The 22378-nt window shown below is 71.8% G+C and carries 22 protein-coding genes; 12 read left to right on the plus strand and 10 right to left on the minus strand.

Annotation, left to right across the window (positions count from 1 at the left end; genetic code table 11):
• Window positions 1-33: 33 nt before the first annotated feature.
• Window positions 34-960: a mycothiol synthase gene (mshD, locus tag AC0ZLC_RS25720; RefSeq protein WP_476754334.1), complete on the minus strand. Its 927-nt coding sequence runs from the start codon at window positions 958-960 to the stop codon at window positions 34-36.
• A gap of 234 nt (window positions 961-1194) precedes the next feature.
• On the opposite strand from mshD, the gene AC0ZLC_RS25725 reads away from it, so the two are divergent.
• Entirely contained in the window at window positions 1195-2994 is a 1800-nt protein-coding gene (locus AC0ZLC_RS25725) for a bifunctional metallophosphatase/5'-nucleotidase (protein ID WP_476754335.1), read from the plus strand.
• A 136-nt stretch (window positions 2995-3130) separates the two neighbouring features.
• Here the strand turns inward: AC0ZLC_RS25725 and AC0ZLC_RS25730 are convergent, their stop codons facing one another.
• The 6 genes from AC0ZLC_RS25730 to AC0ZLC_RS25755 form a co-directional block, all read right to left on the minus strand.
• Entirely contained in the window at window positions 3131-3877 is a 747-nt protein-coding gene (locus tag AC0ZLC_RS25730) for an immunity 49 family protein (protein ID WP_476754336.1), read from the minus strand.
• Window positions 3878-3993: 116 nt separating this feature from the next.
• Complete coding sequence (locus AC0ZLC_RS25735) at window positions 3994-6573, minus strand: hypothetical protein (protein ID WP_476754337.1); 2580 nt, start codon at window positions 6571-6573, stop codon at window positions 3994-3996.
• Window positions 6570-6992, minus strand: a complete 423-nt coding sequence (locus tag AC0ZLC_RS25740; RefSeq protein WP_476754338.1) for a DUF6507 family protein — start codon at window positions 6990-6992, stop codon at window positions 6570-6572. The genes AC0ZLC_RS25735 and AC0ZLC_RS25740 overlap by 4 nt, the downstream gene beginning before the upstream one ends.
• Window positions 6993-7108: 116 nt before the next feature.
• Window positions 7109-8551 (minus strand): HAMP domain-containing sensor histidine kinase, encoded by a 1443-nt coding sequence (locus AC0ZLC_RS25745; protein WP_476754339.1) that lies wholly within the window; start codon window positions 8549-8551, stop codon window positions 7109-7111.
• Entirely contained in the window at window positions 8548-9279 is a 732-nt protein-coding gene (locus tag AC0ZLC_RS25750; protein WP_476754340.1) for a response regulator transcription factor, read from the minus strand. The genes AC0ZLC_RS25745 and AC0ZLC_RS25750 overlap by 4 nt, the downstream gene beginning before the upstream one ends.
• A gap of 69 nt (window positions 9280-9348) precedes the next feature.
• The gene (locus tag AC0ZLC_RS25755) at window positions 9349-10521 is read right to left on the minus strand and encodes a S1C family serine protease (protein WP_476754341.1); all 1173 of its coding nucleotides are present in this window, start codon (window positions 10519-10521) and stop codon (window positions 9349-9351) included.
• A gap of 373 nt (window positions 10522-10894) precedes the next feature.
• Between AC0ZLC_RS25755 and AC0ZLC_RS25760 the strand changes: the two genes are divergently transcribed.
• The gene (locus AC0ZLC_RS25760) at window positions 10895-12652 is read left to right on the plus strand and encodes a trypsin-like serine protease (RefSeq protein ID WP_476754342.1); all 1758 of its coding nucleotides are present in this window, start codon (window positions 10895-10897) and stop codon (window positions 12650-12652) included.
• Window positions 12653-12703: 51 nt separating this feature from the next.
• Here AC0ZLC_RS25760 and AC0ZLC_RS25765 read toward each other — a convergent pair whose 3' ends face one another.
• Together AC0ZLC_RS25765 and AC0ZLC_RS25770 are read right to left on the minus strand one after the other, a co-directional pair.
• Entirely contained in the window at window positions 12704-13726 is a 1023-nt protein-coding gene (locus tag AC0ZLC_RS25765) for a LacI family DNA-binding transcriptional regulator (RefSeq protein WP_476754343.1), read from the minus strand.
• A 23-nt stretch (window positions 13727-13749) separates the two neighbouring features.
• Window positions 13750-14556, minus strand: a complete 807-nt coding sequence (locus AC0ZLC_RS25770; protein WP_476754344.1) for a winged helix-turn-helix transcriptional regulator — start codon at window positions 14554-14556, stop codon at window positions 13750-13752.
• Window positions 14557-14835: 279 nt separating this feature from the next.
• On the opposite strand from AC0ZLC_RS25770, the gene AC0ZLC_RS25775 reads away from it, so the two are divergent.
• From AC0ZLC_RS25775 to AC0ZLC_RS25810, 8 genes are all read left to right on the plus strand, one after another.
• Window positions 14836-15699 (plus strand): alpha/beta hydrolase, encoded by an 864-nt coding sequence (locus AC0ZLC_RS25775; RefSeq protein ID WP_476754345.1) that lies wholly within the window; start codon window positions 14836-14838, stop codon window positions 15697-15699.
• A 95-nt stretch (window positions 15700-15794) separates the two neighbouring features.
• Window positions 15795-16049, plus strand: coding sequence for a MoaD/ThiS family protein (locus AC0ZLC_RS25780; RefSeq protein ID WP_358854177.1), 255 nt, complete (start codon window positions 15795-15797; stop codon window positions 16047-16049).
• 8 nt (window positions 16050-16057) lie between these two features.
• On the plus strand, window positions 16058-17608 hold the full coding sequence (locus AC0ZLC_RS25785; protein WP_476754346.1) for an NADH-ubiquinone oxidoreductase chain 4L: 1551 nt from the start codon (window positions 16058-16060) through the stop codon (window positions 17606-17608).
• Between the two features lie 127 nt (window positions 17609-17735).
• Entirely contained in the window at window positions 17736-18479 is a 744-nt protein-coding gene (locus tag AC0ZLC_RS25790; protein WP_476754347.1) for an LmeA family phospholipid-binding protein, read from the plus strand.
• A gap of 236 nt (window positions 18480-18715) precedes the next feature.
• A complete protein-coding gene (locus AC0ZLC_RS25795) occupies window positions 18716-18796 on the plus strand; it encodes a putative leader peptide (RefSeq protein WP_350310325.1) in 81 nt (26 codons plus the stop codon).
• Window positions 18797-18949: 153 nt separating this feature from the next.
• Window positions 18950-19789 carry a sulfurtransferase gene (locus AC0ZLC_RS25800; RefSeq protein ID WP_476754348.1) on the plus strand — a complete coding sequence of 280 codons (840 nt, stop codon included), beginning with the start codon at window positions 18950-18952 and terminating at the stop codon, window positions 19787-19789.
• 43 nt (window positions 19790-19832) lie between these two features.
• A complete protein-coding gene (locus AC0ZLC_RS25805) occupies window positions 19833-20120 on the plus strand; it encodes a DUF1416 domain-containing protein (RefSeq protein WP_054232391.1) in 288 nt (95 codons plus the stop codon).
• Window positions 20121-20209: 89 nt separating this feature from the next.
• A complete protein-coding gene (locus AC0ZLC_RS25810) occupies window positions 20210-20473 on the plus strand; it encodes a DUF3099 domain-containing protein (RefSeq protein WP_476754349.1) in 264 nt (87 codons plus the stop codon).
• 134 nt (window positions 20474-20607) lie between these two features.
• On the opposite strand, the gene AC0ZLC_RS25815 is transcribed toward AC0ZLC_RS25810, so the two are convergent.
• On the minus strand, window positions 20608-20970 hold the full coding sequence (locus tag AC0ZLC_RS25815) for a DsrE family protein (RefSeq protein ID WP_476754350.1): 363 nt from the start codon (window positions 20968-20970) through the stop codon (window positions 20608-20610).
• A gap of 338 nt (window positions 20971-21308) precedes the next feature.
• Between AC0ZLC_RS25815 and AC0ZLC_RS25820 the strand changes: the two genes are divergently transcribed.
• Both AC0ZLC_RS25820 and AC0ZLC_RS25825 read left to right on the plus strand, forming a co-directional pair.
• Entirely contained in the window at window positions 21309-21884 is a 576-nt protein-coding gene (locus tag AC0ZLC_RS25820) for a heme-binding beta-barrel domain-containing protein (RefSeq protein WP_476754351.1), read from the plus strand.
• Window positions 21885-21933: 49 nt separating this feature from the next.
• A complete protein-coding gene (locus tag AC0ZLC_RS25825; protein WP_358854170.1) occupies window positions 21934-22371 on the plus strand; it encodes a Fur family transcriptional regulator in 438 nt (145 codons plus the stop codon).
• Window positions 22372-22378: the final 7 nt, after the last annotated feature.

The raw sequence follows: 22378 nt of genomic DNA on the forward strand, positions 1-22378 counted from the left end.
CGGTTGGGGGTGACCCTCCTCGCCGGGCCGGGGTCAGGACTCCGTGCGGTACATCAGGTCCGTCTCGTAGGTCGTGAAGCCGAGCCGCTCGTACACGGTCACCGCCGCCTTGTTGTCCGCGTCGACGTACAGCATGGCGGTCGGCAGGCCCTGTGCGGCCAGGTGGCGGAGTCCGATCGTCGTCAGGGCCCTGCCGAGGCCGCCGCCCTGCGCGCCGGGGCGCACCCCGACGACGTACACCTCGCCGAGGCGCTCCTCGGCGTGCGCCTTCGTCCAGTGGAAGCCGGCGAGTTCACCGTCGCGGAAGGCGAGGAAGAACCCTGCCGGGTCGAACCACGGCTGCGCCGTCCGGTCGTCCAGGTCCCGCTGGGTGAGGGAGCCCTGCTCGGGGTGGTGCGCGAAGGCCTCGGCGTTCGCCGCGAGCCAGGCCGTGTCGTCCCGGCCCGGCACGAAGGTGCGGACGGTGACCCCGTCGGGCAGCACCGGCTCGGGCAGGTCGAGGCCGGTCAACGGCCGCCGCATCTGGCGCAGTTCACGGAAGAGGGACAGTCCGAGCACCTGCGCGAGGTGCCGGGCGGCCGAGTGCGCGCCGTGCGCCCACACCCGCAGCCGCTTGCCGGAGGCGGCCAGCAGCGCCGTACCCAGCGCGCGCCCGTGCCCGCGCCCGCGGTGCGACGGGTGCACGACCAGTTCCGCCGCCGGTGCCTCCACGGGGTCGGTGTCCTCCAACTGCGCGTATCCGACGAGCGTGTCGCCCACCGTCAGCAGCAGATGCTTCACGCCCTCGCGCTCGCCGCCGCTCAGCCGCAGCCGCCCCTGCTCGGACACCGCCTGCTGACCGTCGGTCTTCGCGGCCTCGGCGAGCAGGTCGAGCACGCCCCGGGCCTGGTCGGGGGAGAGCTCCGCGCAGGTCTCGATGGAGCGGGAGAAGGCTGCGGGTGCGGTGTCGTCGCTGGTCATGGATACGAGGGTACGGCGCGAGGATATCCGGACAAGGAGCCGGGCGCGGCTGATCCGTTCGTGGCGCCGCCGGGCCGCCCACCGGCTCGGGAGACCCGCCGCGCGGAGGACGATCCGGGCAACCGAGAAGCGATGGCAACCAGTCCGTAACCCGAACCCCCCTGTTGCGCTACGCGCGTTGATCCTAGGCTGCGCCCAAGCCACAGACGTACCACGCTCCCACAGGGGGAACCCATGCTGCCGACGCCCCGGCACAGAAGTACTCGCCGCATGCTCGCCGCCGCCGCAGGCCTCGCCACCGTCGGTGCGCTGGCCGCCGCGCTGCCCGCGAGCGCCGGCCAGGACACCGCGACCGCCCGCCACCACCACGGCAGCGGCCGTTACCAGGACGTGCAGCTGCTGTCCTTCAACGACCTGCACGGCAACCTGGAGCCGCCGACCGGCTCCTCCGGCCGGGTCACGCACCTGAACGCGGACGGCACCACCAAGACCATCGACGCGGGCGGTGTCGAGTACCTCGCCACCCACCTGCGGGACGCCCGCAAGGGCAACAAGTACTCGATCACGGCCGCCGCGGGCGACATGGTCGGCGCCTCGCCGCTGATCTCCGGTCTCTTCCACGACGAACCCACGATCGACGCGCTGAACAAGCTCGACCTCGACGTGACGAGCGTCGGCAACCACGAGTTCGACGAGGGCGCCGCGGAACTGGCCCGCCTCCAGAACGGCGGCTGCCACCCGAAGGACGGCTGTTACGACGACAGTCAGGAGTTCGAGGGCGCCGACTTCCCCTACCTGGCGGCGAACGTCACCAGGGAGAAGACCGGCAGGCCGCTCCTCAAGCCCTACTGGGTCTGGAAGAAGAACGGCGTCAAGGTCGGCTTCATCGGCGTGACCCTGGAGGGCACCCCGAACATCGTGTCCGCCGAGGGCGTCAAGGGCCTGAAGTTCGGCGACGAGGTCGAGACGATCAACAAGTACGCCAAGGTGCTCAGGAAGCAGGGCGTGAAGTCGATCGTCGCGCTGATCCACGAGGGCGGCGTGCCCACCTCGACGGCGTACAACTACGACTGCGACAGCCCCGGCGCCGGCGACGGCATCTCCGGGCCGATCGCCGACATCGCGAAGAACGTCACCCCGGCCGTGGACGCGCTGGTCACCGGCCACACCCACCAGGCCTACGCCTGCACGATCCCCGACCCGGCGGGCAACCCGCGCATGGTCACCTCGGCCGCGTCCTTCGGCCGCCTCTACACGGACACCACGCTGACCTACGACCGCTGGACGGGTGACATCGCGCGTACGGCGGTGAAGTCCGCGAACCACGTGGTCACCCGTGACGTGGCCAAGGCCGCCGATCTGACCGGCCTGATCACCAAGTGGAAGACCCTGGCCGCCCCGGTCGCCTCCCGCCCGATCGGTTACATCGCCGGCGAGATCCCCAACTCCGGCACGGAGTCCCCGCTCGGCGACCTGATCGCGGACGCGCAGCTCGCCTACGCCAAGTCCGTCGACCCCGAGGCCGACGTCGCGCTGATGAACCCGGGCGGCATCCGGGCCGGGCTCACCTACGCGTCGAGCGCGGGTGAGGGCGACGGCGTGGTGACGTACGGAGAGGCGTACACGGTCCAGCCGTTCGCCAACACCGTCAACCTGGTCGACCTCACCGGCGCCCAGCTGATCACCGGTCTCCAGCAGCAGGTCAGCGGGGCGAACGAGAGCGCCCCGAAGATCCTCCAGGTCTCCAGGGGCCTGACCTACACCCTGGACACGACCAGGTCCGGCGCCGCCCGCCTGGTGGCGGACTCCGTCGAGCTGAACGGCGCGCCGGTCGACCCGGCCGCCACCTACCGCGTCGCGATGAACTCCTTCCTCGCGGGCGGCGGCGACGGCTTCACCGAGCTCGGCAAGGGCGGCAACGTGCGGGTCGGCGGCGACGACCTGGCGGCGCTCGAGGCGTACCTGACGGCCAATTCCTCGGCCGCGGCCCCGTACCCGGTGCCGGCGGCGGACCGGATCACGGTCGTCAAGTAGCGGTAGCACCGGGGGGCCCGCACATCGCGGGCCCCCCGGTCGGCACCTTCGGCCGCGTCCTCCGTGCTCTTCCACGCCGTCGGCCGCGCAGGCGCCGGACCCGCCGGTCGGGTCCGGCGCCTCCGCCAGGTGTTTCTCAGGTGGGGAACTCGCCGAGCCAGCTGCGCTGCAGCAGATGCTTCGGGAGGTACTCGGACTCGACCTCGATCGGCATGCCGACATCGAGGGCGAGGCAGGCGACGGCCAGCGGGCCGAGGGCCACGGCACCGTCCGTGGACAGCTTCCGGTCCTCGTCCTTCGTCCAGTACTCCTTGTGCAGTTGCAGCGCCTGGACGAGCCCGGCGTTGAACTGCTCCGCGTCCCGCTTGAGGAACTGCAGGAACAGGTTGAGCGGAGGGTAGAGGATCTTCAGCATCAGCTCGCGGTCGGCGACCCGGAGTCCGTCCGGATCCGTCCCGCGGAAGGCGGCGGAGAACTTCTCGCCGAGCCCGGGCCGTTCCGTCCAGTACGTCTGCAGCGCGTCGACCCAGTCGTAGATGTAGTCGTCGTAGACCGCGCCGGACGCCCGCAGCACGTCGACCGGCACGTCGGAGAGCTGCGTCATCCGGTCCTGGTCACGGCAGATGACCGCCAGCCAGAACGCCGTGATCCAGACGCCCGCGTTGGTGAAGTGCTTCGGGCCGGTGGCGGGGATCGTCCGCGTCTTGTGCGCGATGAAGCACTCGACGGAGTCGGCGTCGGTGGTGGCCGCCGCGAACAGGGCGGAGCCGACCTGCATCGCGGCGACCCAGGCCTCCCAGGTCTCGGAGGTGTTGGCGGTGGGGTCGTGGAGGCAGTGGAGCGCCGCGGTGCTCAGGGTGCTGCTGAAGGTCAGCCCGAACATCTCCGGAGCGCCGGAGAGATCATCAATGGCTTCGAGCGTGTCGCGGTCTACGCTGGCGATGAAATCCGTCGGATCCCCAGAAGGCGGCATGTCTTCGCGAAGGACGCGCTCGGGCATCACTGGCTCCTGGGTTCGCTGATGTCGAACTGCTTCATTTCATAGCCGGCGTACTTGCCGCCCGGCGCGGCGTCCGCCTTGACGACCACGTAGTCTACTTTGCCCTCGCTGAGGGCCTTCTCCAGGTTCTTGGCCAGGGCCTTCTCCGCCGCGTCGTGCGTTTTCAGGGACCGCTTCTTCATTTCCGCCAGGATGGTTTCGAAGTACTCCCGCGTCCCCTGCTGCACCCGGTTGCCCAGGTGGCTCGTCCGCTCGCCGAGGCCGGCCCTGGTCGAGCCCTTGGCCTCGACGACGACGTACTTGCCGTCGGACGTCCGGTAGACCTGGTCGAAGCGGTTGTTGCCGAACGCCCCGTCGTCCACGCGGGTCGCGTTCGGGTAGTGCTCGGGTATCGCGTGCGTCTCCGCGACGTTCTCGCCGAACAGCTCGCTCTGCTTCAGCATGTCGCCGTGCAGCGGCGAGTGCGCGGCCTCGGCCGCGTCCCGGGCGGCCGCCAACTCCGGTGAGGAGTGCGCCTTGTACGCCTCCTCGGCGTGCTTGAGGTGCGCCTCGGCGGCGTTGTCGGCCGTGATGGCCTGCTGGCGCGTGTGCGCCCACTCGTCGAGCCGGCGCAGTGTGCCGGACGGGACGTCGACGCGCGAACCGACCGTGGGGTTGGGGTCGAGGTACTTCGCCGGAGTGGCGGGCGGCAGGTCGCTCTTGGCGATCCACTTGCCGGGATGGGCGGGGTCGGGCACCAGGGCCGGCAGCCGCTGGCCGAACACCTCCTGTTCCGCGAACCTGCGGTAGCCGTTGGACCGGTAGTGCTCCTTGAACCAGGCCGGGTCGTTGTTGGCGAGGTCGACGTGGCGCCGCATGATCTCGCGTGGTCCGGTCTCCGCCGGGCGCCCGCCCCCGGGCTCGCCGGGGGTGTGGTCGCCGCCGGTGGGACCGGAGGCGTCGTCCGCGTTCCGGCCGGCGTCGAGGGCGTCGTCGCCGTGGCCCAGGTTGTCGAGATCGTCCAGGCCGCCCGGTCCGCCCGTGCCGCCGCTGTCGTGTCCGCGGGGCGGCAGCGTCTCGGTGGTGTGGCCCCCCGGCAGGTGGCCACCGGTGCCGCCGGTGGCGCGGGGACCGCCCGTGCCGCCGACGGGGTCGCCGCCACGGCCCACGGTGCCCGCCGTGTCCGCGGTGTGCGCGCCGACGCCCGCGAGTTCGCGCCCGCCCGTGCCGGGCGCCGCGTGCTCGGAGGTGACGCGCTCTCCGGCCGTGCCCTCGTGCGCGATGTCCGCGAGGGACTCCCGCACGGTGCCGTCCGCGTTGTGCATGACCAGCGTCTTGGTGTCGAGGTAGACGACCTCGCCCTTCGGGGTCTCCATGCGGACCGTGTTCTCGGGCGTCAGGCCCGCGGGCAGGACGTCCGTCTTGAGCGGCTGGTCGGTGATCTTGAACGTGCTGTCGGCGAGCTTGATGTACGTGCCGTTGGTGACGGCCTTGAGGCTGGCCATCACGTCGCCGAGCCGGGTGACACCGGCGCCGATGCCCTTGGCGACGTACGTCATCGGGTCCACGATGCGGCCGGCCTTGCCCGCGAAGGAGATGGCCTTGGCGATGGCGCCGGTCTTCGCGGCGGTGCCCGTACCGCCGGTGAAGACGGTGGTGAGGACGTTGAAGGTGACGGCGCCCGCCGCGCGCGAGGGGTTCTTGCCCCACTCGTCGTAGGCGATCAGGGCCTTGCCGGTCTCCACGACCGCGGTGCGGGAGTCGCGCAGCCACGACGGCAGCTTGTCGTCGGGAGCCAGCCAGTAGGCGGAGCCGACGATGGGCATGCCGGTGATGACGAGGCCGGTGAGCAGCTTGCCCAGACCGGTCCAGGCCTGGCCCGCCGCGTCCCACCCGTCGAAGCCGACGAGCGTGCCGAGGCCCTTGATGGTGCCCCACACGCCGTCGACGAAGAAGCCCTTGGTGAAGTCCCACAGGTGCTCGTGGATCTGGTACCAGGGCGTGGACTCCTCGACCGGGTCGCCCCAGGGCAGGCCCTGGGCGTTGTTGAGGTCCTCGGCCCGGTAGCCGTACATGCCCTCCTTGTTGGACCCGTCGTTCAGGGTGAGCGGGGCGCCGCCGATCAGGGCGACGATCTTGCCGTAGCAGGTGCGCTCGGCGGCCTGGAACGCCGCCCAGGCCGCGTTGACCTCGTTGCGCCGGGCGTTGTTCTCGTCGACGAGGTCGGCGTCCTCGCGCCAGTCGTCGTCGTCCGCGATGCTGCTCGCGAAGGCGGCCGCGTCGTGGCGCAGGCTCTCGAACTTGGCGACGAGGGGACGGATCTCCGTCGCGTAGGCGGAGAGCGCGGAGGCGACCGTGCCGACCTCGGTGCGCAGTTCGTCACCCGCCTTGGCCACCGGCGCGGTGGTGGCGAACAGCTTGTCCGCCTCGGGCGCCTCGTAGTGGGCGGAGAGCCCCTTGAAGCGGGTGTCGATGTGGGATCCGGCCTCCCACAGGTGGGTCGCGTCCTTGCCCAGCGCGGAGACGTCCTTCTCCAACTGCTCCAGGCTGCCGGTGAACTTCGGTATCTCGTCCGGGTTCAGTGCGGTCTGGTCGCTCACTTGGCACCGCCCGCGGGAGCGCCCGGAAGGTCGATCTTCGGTTCCTTGAGCGCCGCCGCCTGGGCGTCGGCGGCCATGTCCAGGTCACCCTTGTTGTACGCGTTGGTCGCCTCCACCGCGCCTCGCATCGAGTTCGCGGTCCGCTGCGCCATGAACGCCAGCTTCTTCTGCCGTTCCTCCAGGTACTGGCTCAGCGCGGCGGCGACCGGACCCACCGGTACGCGCGGTGTGCCGGCCGGCACCGGGCCGATCATCGGCCCGTGGAACTGCCCTCCGGGCACGGCCGTCCCCGCCGAGGACGCCGCGCTCGCCATATTCGTCACCAGCGAGGTGGCGGCCTTCTCCAGGTCCCCGCCCGCCTCGCCGGTCGTCGTCAGCGTGGCCTGCACGCCGACGGGATCGATGTCCCAAGCTGTCATTCCAGCCCCCGTAAAGCCTTTGACAGTCACGTTCATCAGACACGTATTCGGCCGATCATTCGTACCAAAGAGACGCATCCGACGGCAACGCAGTTCCCCGCTGAGGCGGTTGGGGTCTACGGCGCTTCCGGCGGGGGCGTGGGCGCGCCGGGCAGCCGGACGGTCGCGACGGTGCCGCCGCCCTCCGCGGGCGTCAGCGAGACCTCGCCGCCGGACCGCTGGACCGTGCGGGCCACGATGGACAGGCCGAGGCCCGAGCCCGGGAGCGCGCGGGCCGACGGGGAGCGCCAGAACCGGTCGAAGACGTACGGGAGTTCGTCGGCGGGGATGCCGGGGCCGTGGTCCCGGACGGTGAGGACACCCCCGTCGAGGACGACCTCGACGGTGCCGCCCCCGGGGCTGAACTTCACCGCGTTGTCGAGCACGTTCACGATCGCCCGCTCCAGCGCGGCCGGCTCCGCCCGGACGAACCAGGGGTGGAGGTCCGCCGAGATCGTAAGCTCCGGTCCGCGCAGCCTCGCGCGGCGCAGTGCCGCGTCCACGGTGTCCTGCAACGCGATCACCTGGACGCGGTCCCCCGACTGGCCCGAGTCCGTCCGCGACAGCGTCTGCAGGTCACCGATCAGCGCCGCCAGTTCGGTCATCTGCGCGGTGACGGAGGCGAGCAGCGCCTTGCGGTCCGCCGGGGGGATCGCGCGGCCCGTCTCCTCGCTGCGGGCGAGCAGTTCGATGTTCGTACGGAGCGAGGTGAGTGGCGTGCGCAGCTCGTGGCCGGCGTCCGCGATCAGCTGCTGCTGCACCTCGCGGGAGTTCGCCAGCGACGCGGTCATCGAGTTGAACGAGCGGGACAGCCGCGCGATCTCGTCCTCGCCGTCCTCCTCCACGGGGATGCGGATGCCGAGGTCCTCGGTCCGCGCGACGTGCTCCACGGCTTCAGTGAGCTTGTCGACGGGACGCAGGCCGGCGCGGGCGACGGCCAGTCCGGCGGCCCCGGCACCCACGACTCCGAGGCCGGAGACGAGGAGGAGGACGAGGGCCAGGTCCTTGAGGGTCTTCTGGGTGTCCTCGAGCGAGACGCCGACCATCAGCGCGACGCCCGGGTAGGGCTGCGACGCGGGTCCGGGGCCGACCATGACCGGGAGGGTCGCCACCCGCACGGCACGGCCGTCCGCGTCGGTGCTGTCGTGCAGGGTGCGCACGTCCGGGTCGGGGTTCGCGGCCACGGCCTCGTCCTCGCCGGTGGCCTTCACGATGCCGGCGGAGTCGGGGAACACGCAGGTCTTGCCGCTCGCCGTGACCAGCTGCGTGTAGTACGGCGTCCGCAGCCTGCCCGAGGACGTGTCCGTGCAGCTCGCGATCAGGGCCGTCACGTCGGTGCCGCGCAGGTTGTTGTCGATGTTGTCGAGCGAGGCGTTCACCTGCTCGTCGAGCTTCCCCCGCACGATGAACCAGCACGTCACCGAAACCGCCGCCACCCCGAACGCCACCGCCGCCGCGACCAGCAGGGCCAGCCGGGACCGGATCGGCAGGGACCGGAAACGGCGCAGGGCTCCGCTCACTCCGCGCCGCCCGAGCGGAGCACGTACCCCACGCCCCGCACCGTGTGGACGAGGCGCGGCTCGCCGCCCGCCTCGGTCTTGCGCCGCAGGTACATGACGTACACGTCCAGGGAGTTGGAGCTCGGCTCGAAGTCGAAGCCCCAGACCGCCTTCAGGATCTGCTCGCGGGTGAGGACCTGGCGCGGGTGGGCGAGGAACATCTCCAGGAGCGTGAACTCCGTGCGGGTCAGCTCGACCTGCCGCCCGCCCCGGGTGACCTCCCGGGTCGCCAGGTCCATGCGCAGGTCGCCGAACGTGAGCGCGTCGTCCCCGGGGGCGCCGAGCGCGGTGGCCGCGTACGAGCTGCGCCGCAGCAACGCCCGGATGCGGGCGAAGAGTTCGTCCAGTTCGAAGGGCTTGACCAGGTAGTCGTCGGCGCCCGCGTCGAGTCCGGTGACCCGGTCGCCGACGGTGTCGCGGGCGGTGAGCATCAGGATCGGCGTGGTCGTGCCGGCGCCGCGCATCCGGCGGGCCGCCGTCAGGCCGTCCATCCGGGGCATCTGGATGTCCAGGACGACCAGGTCGGGCTGGTAGGCGGTCGCCTTCTCCAGCGCGTCCGCGCCGTCGACGGCGACCTCGGTGCCGTACCCCTCGAAGGCGAGGCTGCGCTGGAGTGCTTCGCGCACCGCCGGTTCGTCGTCGACGATCAGAATGCGCTGGGGTTCACGGTCGCCTTCGGCGGGGCTCATCGGCGTTCGGTTCCTCGGATGCGGTGGGACGGTTGCGGGGACTTTCAGCCTCGCACGGTTTTGGGCGGCTCAGCTGTCCGAGCCGCCGGCGCGCAGGGTGTCCAGGTCGGACTTGACGGTGTCGACCGGGATGGCGAAGCCGAGGCCGACGCTGCCCGCGCCCGACGATCCGGACGAGGAGTCCGAGGCTGCCGAGTACATCGCGGAGTTGATGCCGATGATGTTGCCGTTCATGTCGATCAGCGCGCCGCCGGAGTTGCCCGGGTTCAGCGAGGCGTCCGTCTGGAGCGCCTTGTACGTCGTCGTGGACGAGCCGGTGTCGCCGTTGAACTGCCGGCCGCCGTACTCGAAGGGCCACTGCCCGCTGCCGCCGCCCTCCTGCCGGCCCTGGCTCTCGTCCGTGGAGACGGTCACGTCGCGGTCGAGCGCGGAGACGATGCCGCTGGTGACGGTGCCGGTCAGGCCCTCGGGGGACCCGATCGCGACGACCTCGTCGCCGACCTGGACGGCGGAGGAGTCGCCGAGCGTGGCGGTCTTCAGACCGGACGGCGCGTTCTGGAGTCTGATCAGCGCGAGGTCCTTCTTGCTGTCGGTGCCGACGACCTTCGCGGTGTACGACTTGCCGTCGTTCGTCGTCACCTTGATCGAGGAGGCGCCGGAGATGACGTGGTTGTTGGTGATGATCTCGCCGCCGCCGGTGATGATCACGCCCGAGCCGGTGGACTCGCCGGCGTTCGAGGTGGCGCTGATCTCCACGATGCTCGGGCTGACCGCCGAGGCGACCCCGGCGACGGTCCCCTTCTTGGCGGCGGGCACCACGTTCGTGCTCGTGCCGGTGGCCACGGTGTCCTGACCGGTCAGCTCCTGGAAGGCGTACGCGGTGCCGCCGCCCACGGCCGCCGCCGCGATCGCCACCGCCGCGAGCAGGCCCAGCGGGCCCCGGGCGCGCTTGCGGGGAGCCGCGGCGGCCCCGCCGTGGAAGGGTTCGGCGGCCGGGCCGGCGTGGCCTCCCGCGCCGCCGGCACCGTTCCCGCCCGTGCCCGGCCACACCGTGGTGCCCGGCGCGACCGAGACCGGCGTGCCCGGCCCGTACGCCGGCGGGGGCGGCCACTCGGGGTTCACGGGGGAGGAGGCGTGCTGCTGCCGGGGGTACGCGGGCTGCTGGTCGCCCTGGACGTACCCGGACTGGTCGCCCTGCTGGGGGTGCTCGTACTCGCCGCTGCGGCGGAAGCTCTCGGTCATGGAACGAGACTCGCCCCTCATCATGAGAGCTCCCTGAGGGGCCGCTGAGAAGCCCGACAGAACCTCGTATGCCCGATATGAAGACGCCCGGGCCCGGCAAACACCGGGTTGCGCGGACGTGAGGGCACGGAAGGCGCCGGACGAACACTCGTCTGCGGGCTGTGCGACCCGTGTGCGGGCCGGTGCGCGCGGCCTACGATCACCGCGCCGGAGGGGGGCTCCGCGGTTTCGCCCGACTGCTGCGCGCAGTGCGGGCCGGTGCGTCGTACGCCCTTCTCGGGTTCCGCCACGCTTCCCGGATCCTCCCGGGGCCCGCGCTCCGACCGGTTCGGACGGGCCCCGGGACGACACACCACCACCCCAGGAGCCCTGAGTGATACGTGCCCTGCGCGGCCGTACCGAACGTCTGGTCACGGCGTTGCCCACGGTCGCCCTCGCGCTGGCGCTGAGCTGCGCCGGCGCCCTCGCCGCCCAGCCCGCCGCCGCGGCCGGCGACCCGTCCGGACTGCCCGACGCGAACGTCGCCCGTTCCGCCGCCCCGGCCCCGGCCGCCTCCGCCCGTGAGCTGCGCCACCGGGTGGTCGAGGCCGCCGAGGACCGGGCGACTCCCGCGACGGCCGCCGCGAAGAAGACCCCGTTCGTCATCGGCGGCAGCCAGACCACCATCGCGAGCGCCCCCTGGATGGTGCAGCTCGCCTACTACGACGACGCCACCGGCGACGGCTACTTCTGCGGCGGCACCCTCGTCGCCCCGAACAAGGTCCTCACCGCCGCCCACTGCGTCGCGGGCCTCGACTGGGCGAAGAACGGCGCCGTCCTGGCCGGCACCGCCGACCTGTACGACGACACCAGCGGCACCGTCGCGGGCGTCTGGCAGCAGTGGAACCACCCGCGCTACGACGAGGCGACCGTCCGGAACGACATCGCGGTCCTCACCCTCGACCGCCCGCTGGAGCAGCCGTGGATGCGGCTCGCGGCCGCCAACGACACCCCCTGGTACACGCCCGGCCTGACCGGCACGGTCTACGGCTGGGGACTGACCTCGGGCGCCGACGGCGCCCAGCTGTCCCCGAAGCTGCGACGGGCGGCCCTGCCGCTGGTCGACGACGCCACCTGCGACTCCGCGATGCGGTCGGTCCTCGGTGAGGACGCGTTCGCCGAGGGCTCGATGTTCTGCGCGGGCACCCCGGCGAGCGGGACCGACGAGGGCACCGAGAGTCCCTGCAACGGCGACTCCGGCGGCCCGGTGATCGTCAGTGGCAAGATCGTCGGCATCGTGTCCTGGGGCGTCGCGGGCTGCACCGCCAAGGGCGCCTACCCGGTCTTCACCAAGGTGTCCTCGTACACCTGGGCGGCCCAGCCGCGCATCGACGACACCGACCAGTCCTTCGACGGCCGCGCCGACCTGCTGGCCCGTACGCCGTCCGGCGGGCTCTTCGAGCAGGACAGCAAGGGCACCTCGCTCAGCCGGCGGACGTACGTGGGCGCCGACTGGCAGGGCGTCAGCTGGGGTCTCCAGGCCGACCTGGACCGCGACTGGTTCCAGGACCTCATCGTCCGCGACAAGGCCGACGGCAAGCTCTACCGCAGCTACCTCGACCACGCGTCCGGCGAGTACACGTGGATGCAGATCAGCTCGGTGTGGGGCGGCTACAAGTCCTACGCGGTGCCCGGCGACCTGACCGGCGACGCCCGCCCCGACCTCGTCGCGGTGGACGCCGACGGCTCGGTCTACCTCTACCCGGGCAAGGGCACCGGCCAGTTCTACGGCCGGGTCAAGGTCGTCGACAAGGCCTGGAAGAACGTGAAGATCTTCGGCCACGGCGACCTGTCCGGCGACGGCCGGGCCGACCTGCTGGTCCGCGACAGCTCCGGCGTCCTGTATCTCTACCGGGGCACGCAGCAGGAGAAGGCGCCCTGGTCGGCGCGGATCCAGGCCCGTACCGGCTGGAACTTCACCTCGTACGTGGCGAACGGCGACATGACGGGCGACGGCATCGCGGACGTCGTCACGCGCGACTCGGGCGGCACGCTCTGGCTCTACCCGGGCACCAACAAGGCGTCCAGCGCCCTGTTCGGCTCACGGGTGAGCCTCGGCACCGGCTTCAACCAGTACAACCTGCTGTTCTAGCGATGGGCCCCCGGGGATCCGCGACGGCCGAGACAGGCCCGCGGGTCCCCGCTACGCGCAGCCGCAGGAGCGCCGTACGACCAGCCGCGAGGGGAACTGCTTCAGCCGCTCCCGCCGCGACCCGGCGACCCGCAGCCCGTCGTCGAGGACGAGGTCGACGGCGGCGCGGGCCATCGCGGACCGGTCGGACGCGATCGTCGTCAGCGGCGGATCCGTCAGCGCCGCCTCCTTGACGTCGTCGAAACCGGCCACGGCCAGCTCGCCCGGCACGTCGATGCGCAGCTCACGCGCGGCGCGCAGTACGCCGATCGCCTGGTCGTCGGTGGAGCAGAAGATGGCCGGCGGGCGGTCGGGCCCGGCCAGCAGCCGAAGGCCGACCTGATAGGCGTCGTAGCGGTTGTAAGGGGCCTCGAAGAGGCGGCCCTCGGTGGGGATGCCGGCCTCCTGCATCGCCCGCCGCCAGCCCTCGACGTGGTCGGAGACGGGGTCTCCCACGGCGGGCGTCTCGGCGGTGCCGCCCAGACAGGCGACGTACTCGTGGCCGTGCTCCAGCAGGTGGCGGGTGGCGAGCTGGGCGCCGCCGGTGTCGTCCGTGACCACCGCGACGTCGTCGATGGCCTCCGGCCGCTCGTGCAGCAGGACCACGCGGGCGTCCCAGGCCTCGATCTCGGCGGCGGCGTTGTCGTTGAGGGCGTGGCTCACGAGGATCAGCCCGGAGACCCGCATGCCGAGGAAGGCCCGCAGATAGTGGACCTCGCGCTCCGCGATGTAGTCCGAGTTGCCGACCAGCACCATCTTCCCGCGCTCGGCGGCGGCCTGTTCGACCGCGTGCGCCATCTCCCCGAAGAACGGCTGGCGTGCGTCCGGCACGATCAGGCCTATGAGCTCGGTCTTGCGCGAGGCCATGGCCTGGGCGACCCGGTCCGGCCGGTACGCCAGCTCCTTGATCGCGGCGAGGACACGCTCGCGCGTGGCCGGGGCGACCGGCCGGGGTCCGTTGTTGATGACATAGCTCACGACGGCGGTGGAGGTACCCGCCAGTCGCGCCACGTCATCCCGAGTCACCTTGGCCACGCGCGGAGTCTACGCGGATGGACCTACCTCTGGGCAGGCCGTACGGCGGCTTCCTGCGCCTCCGCCGCCGCCTCCGCAGCGTCCGCGGTGTCCGGGTGTGCCGCCTCGTCCGCCTCGTCCGGCTTTGCCCGGGCCGCCTTCTCCGCGGCCCGCTCCGCCTTCTCCGGCGTAACGAATCGATAACCGACGTTCCGGACGGTCCCGATCAGCGACTCGTGCTCCGGGCCGAGCTTCGCGCGCAACCGCCGTACGTGGACGTCGACCGTGCGCGTACCGCCGAAGTAGTCGTAGCCCCAGACCTCCTGGAGCAGCTGGGCGCGCGTGAAGACGCGGCCGGGGTGCTGCGCCAGGTACTTGAGGAGTTCGAACTCCTTGAAGGTCAGGTCCAGGACCCGGCCCTTGAGCTTCGCGCTGTACGTCGCCTCGTCCACCGAGAGATCGCCGTTGCGGATCTCCATGGGGGAGTCGTCGCTGACGATCTGCTGGCGGCCCATGGCCAGCCGCAGCCGCGCCTCGACCTCGGCCGGCCCCGCGGTGTCGAGCAGCACGTCGTCGATGCCCCAGTCGGCGGTGACGGCGGCGAGGCCGCCCTCGGTCACGACGAGGACGAGCGGACAGCCGGGCCCGGTGGAGCGCAGCAGCTGGCACAGGCTGCGGACCTGCGGGAGGTCACGGCGGCCGTCGACGAGGATGACGTCGGCACCGGGGGTGTCGACGAGTGCGGGGCCCTCCGCCGGAGCCACGCGCACGTTGTGCAGCAGCAGGCCGAGAGCGGGGAGCACCTCCGTCGACGGCTGAAGGGCATTGGTCAGGAGCAGCAGAGAACTCATCGGGCCCCACCTGCCTGGGTCGTCCTGCGTTCGTGCACGGTTCGCTCGCCCATAACGTCTGGTTCCTCCTCGGTCCCTGCATGGGGCACCTCCCACGCCCGTGAGGCCGTGGGGGAGTTGCGGCACTGCTTCTTACTGCGGTGCGGATCCCGCGCCCCGGGGTCCACTGCGCCGGCTCCGGACCGCTTCGTATACCGGCTTCGTATACAACGCTCCGGAAAGCGCGAAAGGACCCGGGGGCTTCACTGCCCGAGTCCTCTGCCCAGCAGAATAGCCCACATGAGCTCAGGTCCGGCAGGTCGTGTGACCCGATCTTCCAGAATTCCACCAGGTGAGACAGGCACCCGCCCCCCGGTGCGGACGTTCCTGCGCACGGCCGACGGAGTCACCGTCGACGCCGCGTACACCCCCGGAAGGGGTACGTCGGACGACCTGGTGATCGTCGTCGCGCACGGTTTCACGGGTGACCTGGAACGCCCGCACCTGCGCCGGGCGGCGGACGCCTTCGCCCGGTACGCGGCCGTCGTGACCTTCTCCTTCCGCGGCCACGGCGCCTCCGGCGGCCGGTCCACGGTCGGCGACCGGGAGGTCCTCGACCTCGCGGCCGCGGTGGCGTGGGCACGTGAACTCGGGCACACCCGGGTGGCCACGGTCGGCTTCTCGATGGGCGGCTCGGTGGTGCTGCGCCATGCCGCGCTCGCGGGCGGTCCGAAGGCCCCGGAGCACGAGGGGCGCACGGAGGCGCGCGTCGACGCCGTGGTGGCCGTGAGCGCCCCGGCCCGCTGGTACTACCGCGGTACGGCCCCCATGCGGCGCCTGCACTGGCTGGTGACCCGTCCGGTGGGCCGTGCCGTCGGCCGCTACGGCCTGCGCACCCGCATCCACCACCGCGACTGGGACCCGGTTCCCCCGTCCCCGGTCGAGTCGGTGCCCATGATCGCGCCGACCCCGCTGCTGATCGTGCACGGCGACCGGGACGGCTACTTCCCGGTGGACCATCCGAGGATGCTGGCGGAGGCGGCCCGGGGCCACGCCGAACTGTGGCTGGAGCACGGGATGGGCCACGCCGAGAACGCGGCCGGGGACGAACTGCTGGCCCGCATCGGGCGCTGGGCCGCGGCGCACGCGGGCCAGGTCCGATGATCACGGGCGTTGTCGGCACCGGCCGGGGCACTAGCCTGACGGTGTCGACGCCACGACGGCGCCGGCACCGACTTCAGTACTGATCGAGGGACCAGATGGCAAAGGGCACGGTGCGGTACTGGGCCGCCGCCAAGGCCGCGGCCGGCGTCGCCGAGGAGCCGTACGAGGCGACGACGCTCGCCGAGGCGCTCGACGCGGCACGCGAGCGGCACCCCGGCGAACTCACCGGGGTCCTGCGGCGATGCTCCTTCCTCATCGACGGTGACCCCGTGGGCACCCGCGGACATGAGACGGTACGGCTGGCCGAGGGCGGCACGGTCGAGGTGCTCCCGCCGTTCGCAGGAGGGTGACCCAGAGCATGAGCAACCAGCCCCACGAGCCGTACGAGCCCCCGTACGACGGGTACGACCCGTACCGGCAGGACCGGCCGCAGACTCCGGACCGGCCGCAGTCCGGCTGGCCCGGGCAGCAGGGGTACGACGAGGCGCAGCAGCAGTCCCACCAGTACACGCAGCAGTGGGAGGGGCAGACCTGGGAGACCCAGGCGCAGCCGCAGGCCTCCGCCGCGGACACGGCGTACCTGCCGCCGCAGGGCTACGCCGAGCCGTCCCCGTACGGCACGGCGGGCGGCCCGCTGCCGCCCGAGGCCCCCGCCGGCCCGTGGGACGGGTCCGCCGACCCCGGCGCCCGGTGGACCGCCTCCGCGTCCGACGCCGGGTGGCACGGCGGCTACGCGTCCGACGGTCAGTGGGCCGGTGCCGCGGACTCCGGCGAGGGCCGGTGGAACGCGCCGGCCGACCCCGGTCACGGCACCGGCCACGCGGATCCGGGCTACGGCTCCGCGCCCGGCGGCCCCGGGCATGGCTCCGCGCCCACCGGTTCCGGCTACGGTGCCGTGCCCACCGGTTCCGGACACGGTGCCGTGCCCACCGGTTCCGGCTACGGTGCCGCGCCCGCCGATGCCGGCTACGGTTCCGCGCCCGCCGATTCCGATTCCGGTCACGGCGTCGCCTCCGCCGATTCCGGTCACCGTTCCGGTCACCCGGTGCCGAGCGGCGCCGAGGCGGCGCCGCTCGTCGGCGGGGCGGTTCCTGGCGGTGGCGGTGACGCCGGTTCCGGCTACGGTCCGCCGACCGTCACCGGCAACCCACGGATCACCGACGCCCAGCGGGCCCGGGCCGAGGGCCGGTCACCCATCATCGAGCCGGGGATGCAGCCCGCGGCCCTCACGGCCCTGCTCGGGCTGCTGCTCGCCGGGGCCGCGACGGTCGGGCCGTACGCGCTCGCCGTCCCCCTGGTGCTGCTCCAGGCCGTCACCGCGGCGGGCTGGTTCCGGCTGAACGGCATGTGGCCGGCCCGGCAGGGCATCGCGCTGGCCTTCGCCGGGGCGCTGGTCGCGGACGGCGCGATGCTCGCCGTGGGGCGGGAGAACGCGCCCGCCGCGATCCTCGGCACCCTCGGGGTGTGGGTGCTGCTCACCCTGGTGCTCCAGCTGCGCAGCCACGCCGATCCGGACACCCGGATGTACGGCCTGACGGCGACCGTGGTCTCGGCGGCGCTGGCGATCGTCGCGGCCGGACACCTCGCCGCCGAGCCGGACGCGGTGACCGTCGGGGCCGCGGCGGTCGCCGTGGCGGTCCTGGCCCGCGCCCTGCCGCTGCCCACGGCGGCGTCCGTGGTGGTGGCGCTGCTGGCGGCAGCGGGTGCGGGCGTCGCGGTGGGCGGACTGACGGATTTCGGTGCCCAGGGCGCCTTCCTGGGGCTCGGCGCGGGTGTCTGTGCGCTGATCGGCCACCGGGTCGCCGGCTACGACTACCCGTCCCGCTTCGTCCACATGACGGCCGGCGTGGCCCTGCCGCTCGCCGCTGCGGCTCCGGCGGTCTACCTCCTGGGCCGGGCGCTCGGCTAGCACCGATGTTCGTCACAGCTGATCGACAACCCCGTGGGGCCCTCCGGTCCCGGGTCCCGCGGGGCTAGGCTCACGGGGGACGGCCGCCCAGGTCGTCGGCCGGCCGCCGAGTGGGGGAACACCGAGCATGCGCGCACTGCGAATACTTCTGATCGTCGTCGTGATCCTAGGCGGTCTCTTCGTGATCGCGGACCGCGTCGCGGTCGGTTTCGCCGAGGACGAGGCGGCCGACCGGATCAAGAGCAGTGAGGGCCTGACCGACACCCCCGACGTGTCCATCAAGGGCTTCCCCTTCCTCACCCAGGTCGCCGGCGGCGAACTCGACGACGTCGAGGTCGGCATCAAGAACTACCAGGCCTCGACGGGCGGTACGGCCGCGGCCACCGACTCGATCCGCATCGACGACCTGAACGCCGAGATGCACGGCGTCGCCTTCAACGGCGACTACAGCTCCGCGACGGCGGACCGCGCCACCGGCACCGCCACCATCTCCTACGAAGAGCTGCTCAAGGCCGCCAAGTCCGAGCCCGTCCAGGTCGCCCCCGGTGTCACCGCCCGGGTGGTCGGCCTCTCGGACGGCGGCAACGGCAAGATCAAGGTCAAGGTCGAGGCGACCGTCCTCGGCACCAAGCTGCCCCAGCCGGTCTCCGTGCTCAGCTCGGCCAGCGTGGCGGGCGACACCGTCAAGGTGCACGCCGACAGCCTGCCCAAGCTGGGCGTCGAGCTCGCCGAGGGCAAGATCCGCACGATCACCGACTTCGAGCAGAAGATCGACGAACTTCCCGGCGGCATCGCGCTGGACAAGGTGGAGGCCGCGAAGGACGGCGTCGACATCAAGGTGAAGGGCTCGAACGTCAAGCTGGTCGGCTGAGGGCCGCGGACCGGCGAAGCGGACCTGCCCGGGGGCAGGACGCCCGGCAGCGGTCGGACAGATGTCCGAAGGGCGAGACGCCCGGTCCGTCCGGCGGGTGGGACGGCGGACGGGGCCCCCGAAAACCGGGCCGAGGTGGCACCTGCGGGCGCCTGCTTCTCACATCGCGGACGATCGCGTCTCAAAATGCGACACGCCGGTGACATCCGCGCCTGTCCGTCCCTACGATCGCTGTCATGAAGCGACAGGCGGATCTCACGAAGCGGCGGGCAGTAGACCTGTGCCGCGTCGCCGCCATGCTCTGTCGCACCTTCTGAGCGGAAGCCCGCGTACTTCCGCGTTCCCGGCCCGTGGACCATCCCCGTCAGGGCCACGCGTGCGCCGCGTACGCCACCGCTGTCGTGACCGTGTACCGCGCACCCCCTCTACACCGCACAGCCCCGCCGCACCTGCCCCGGAGGAGAACGAGCATGAGCCGCAGCGACGTCCTGGTAGACGCCGACTGGGTCCAGGAGCACCTGGACGACCCGAACGTGGCCGTCGTCGAGGTCGACGAGGACACGTCCGCGTACGAGAAGAACCACATCCGCAACGCGATCCGGATCGACTGGACCAAGGACCTCCAGGACCCGGTCCGCCGTGACTTCGTCGACCAGGAGGGCTTCGAGAAGCTCCTGTCGGAGAAGGGCATCGCCAACGACACGCTGGTGGTCCTCTACGGCGGCAACAACAACTGGTTCGCCTCGTACGCCTACTGGTACTTCAAGCTCTACGGCCACGAGAACGTGAAGCTCCTCGACGGCGGCCGCAAGAAGTGGGAGCTCGACTCCCGCGACCTGGTCGCCGAGGTCCCGGCACGCCCGAGGACCGAGTACACGGCCAAGCCGCAGAACACGGCGATCCGCGCCTTCCGTGACGACGTCGTCGCCGCGATCGGCTCGCAGAACCTGGTCGACGTGCGGTCGCCCGACGAGTTCTCCGGCAAGCTGCTCGCCCCGGCCCACCTCCCGCAGGAGCAGTCGCAGCGCCCGGGCCACGTCCCGAGCGCCCGCAACATCCCGTGGTCGAAGAACGCCAACGACGACGGCACCTTCAAGTCGGACGAGGAGCTCAAGGAGCTCTACGCCGCCGAGCAGGTCGACCTCGCCAAGGACACCATCGCGTACTGCCGCATCGGTGAGCGTTCCGCGCTGACCTGGTTCGTGCTGCACGAGCTGCTCGGCGTCGAGAACGTCAAGAACTACGACGGCTCCTGGACCGAGTACGGCTCCCTCGTCGGTGTGCCGATCGAGCTCGGCGCCAACAAGTAATCCGCGGCCTCCGCGACCCCTCATCACCCGAAGGACAGAACTTATGTGTGGAGCGAAGGCCGGCGGCCCCGACGCGTCGACGATCAAGCCCGGTGAGACCACCATCCAGGGTCAGGTGACGCGCGACGGCGAGCCCGTCACGGGTTACGTCCGTCTGCTGGACTCGACGGGTGAGTTCACCGCCGAGGTTCCGACCTCGGCGACCGGACAGTTCCGCTTCTACGCGGCCGAGGGCACCTGGACCGTCCGGGCCCTGGTCCCCGGTGGCACCGCGGACCGTACGGTCGTCGCGCAGACGGGCGGCCTCGCCGAGGTCGCGATCGCCGTCTGACGCCGGCACCCGAACGGCCGCAGGGCCGCACCCCAGGGTTGGACGCTCGGGGCGCGGCCCTTCGGCTGTCCGCGGCCTACGCTGGAGGTATGTACGCGCGACGGCGGCACGCCTACTTCGCCCTCATGGCGACGTGCATCGGCCTCTTCGTCCTGGCCTGGGGGGTCGTGCGGATCTGGTCGGTCCCCGCGGCCGTCGGGATGTGTGTGGTGGCGATGGTGATCCCGCCGGTGGCCGCGATGGTGGCCAACCGGCGCGGGCCCGAGGACCGGTGGTGGGACGACCCCTCGGGGGACCCGAAGTCCGACGAGTGGTGGGACGAGCTGGACGGGAAGAGGCGCCGGCCGCAGTAGCGGCGGCGACCGCGCTGCCCGGCCCGGCATCCGTCCGCGCCGACGCGCCGCTCCCCGGGGGCGTCTCAGGTCCCAGCAGTGGGAGCCGTCCCTCGGGCGCGTCTCAGCAGTGGGCGCCGTTCCCCGGGGATGTCTCAGTAGACGAGCGCCTGCGTCCCGTCGGCCATCGCCTCCTGCACGAACACCTGGGCGCCCGCGATGCGGACGCCCTGGAGGACGTCCTTCTCCGTGATGTCCCGGCGGGCCGCGCACTGGGTGCACAGGGTGATGCGGCCGGCCGCCATGATCGAGTGGATCAGCTCGGGCAGCGGCGCCGCGTGCGGTAGCTCGAACTCCGCCGCCCGGCCCGGCAGCGCGAACCACGCGGACTCCCCGGTCAGCCAGAGGGAGACGTCGACACCGCTGGCCACCGCCACCGCCGCGACGGTGAACGCCTGCGAGCAGCGCTCGGGGGCATCGGCCCCCGCGGTCACCTTGATCACGAGCTTCTTCGCCATGGCCGCATGGTAGTCCGCGTCCTGATCAACGCATCGAGGACATCAGCGGACGGTGACCCCGCAGAGCCGGCTGCTCGGGCGGCCCCCCGAGGGCGACCTCACAGAGAGAGCCGGGCCCCCGCCCACTAAGCTGGGATCCGGCTCTTGTACTTCCACCCCGCTCAATCGAGGAGCACCCCGTGCTTGAGGCATTCTTCGAAGCCCTGCTGGTCCTGGTCTGCGTCGGCGTCCTCGCCTTCGCCGGACTGACCGTGAAGAAGCTGTACCAGGGCCAGCGCTGACCCCGCGTCGTCCCTGACCTCCGCGACGTCCCCGACGCCCCCGACGAAAAGCTGCTCATGATCGAGATCCCGTCCGACCTCCACAAGGACCTCGTCCCGCTCGCCTTCCTGCTCGGCAGCTGGGCCGGCGCGGGCGTCCACGACTTCCCCGGTTCCGAGAAGTGCAACTTCGGGCAGGAGGTCTCCTTCAGCCACGACGGCCGGGACTTCCTGGAGTACCACTCCCGCACCTGGGTCCTCGACACCGACGGGAACAAGGTCAGGCCGCTGGAGACCGAGTCCGGCTTCTGGCGGATCGACGGCAACCGCAAGGTCGAGGTCGTCATGACCCGCGACGACGGCGTCGTCGAGATCTGGTACGGCGAGCTGGCCGCCAAGAAGCCGCAGATCGACCTGGTCACCGACGCCGTGGCCCGCACGGCGGCCTCCGGCCCGTACACCGGCGGCAAGCGCCTGTACGGCTACGTGAAGAGCGACCTGATGTGGGTCGGCGAGAAGCAGACCCCCGAGGTCGAGCTGCGCCCCTACCTGTCGGCGCACCTCAAGAAGGTCGTCACCCCGGAGGACGTCGAGCGCTGGGCCAAGGCCCTGCCGGACGACATGCCGGACGACGGGATCGCCTTCTTCAAGTAGGCCGATCGAGTCCCCGGCGGCTCCGGCCGGGTGGCCATACACTTCCGGTGTGGTGAGCACCGACTGGAAGAGCGACCTGAGGCAGCGCGGCTACCGGCTGACGCCGCAGCGCCAGCTTGTCCTCGAAGCCGTGGACACCCTGGAGCACGCGACCCCCGACGACATCCTCATCGAGGTGAGGAAGACGGCGTCGGGGGTCAACATTTCCACCGTCTACCGGACGCTGGAGCTCCTGGAGGAGCTCGGTCTGGTCAGTCACGCCCATCTCGGGCACGGTGCCCCGACGTACCACCTGGCCGACCGGCACCACCACATCCACCTGGTCTGCCGGGACTGCACGAACGTCATCGAGGCCGACGTCGAGGTGGCCGCCGAGTTCACCGCCAAGCTGCGGGACACCTTCGGCTTCGACACGGATCTGAAGCACTTCGCGATCTTCGGGCGCTGCCAGAGCTGCACGCTCAAGACTTCAACTACCGAGTCGTAGGGTTAGG

Source organism: Streptomyces sp. GLSS-08 (genome assembly GCF_056387915.1).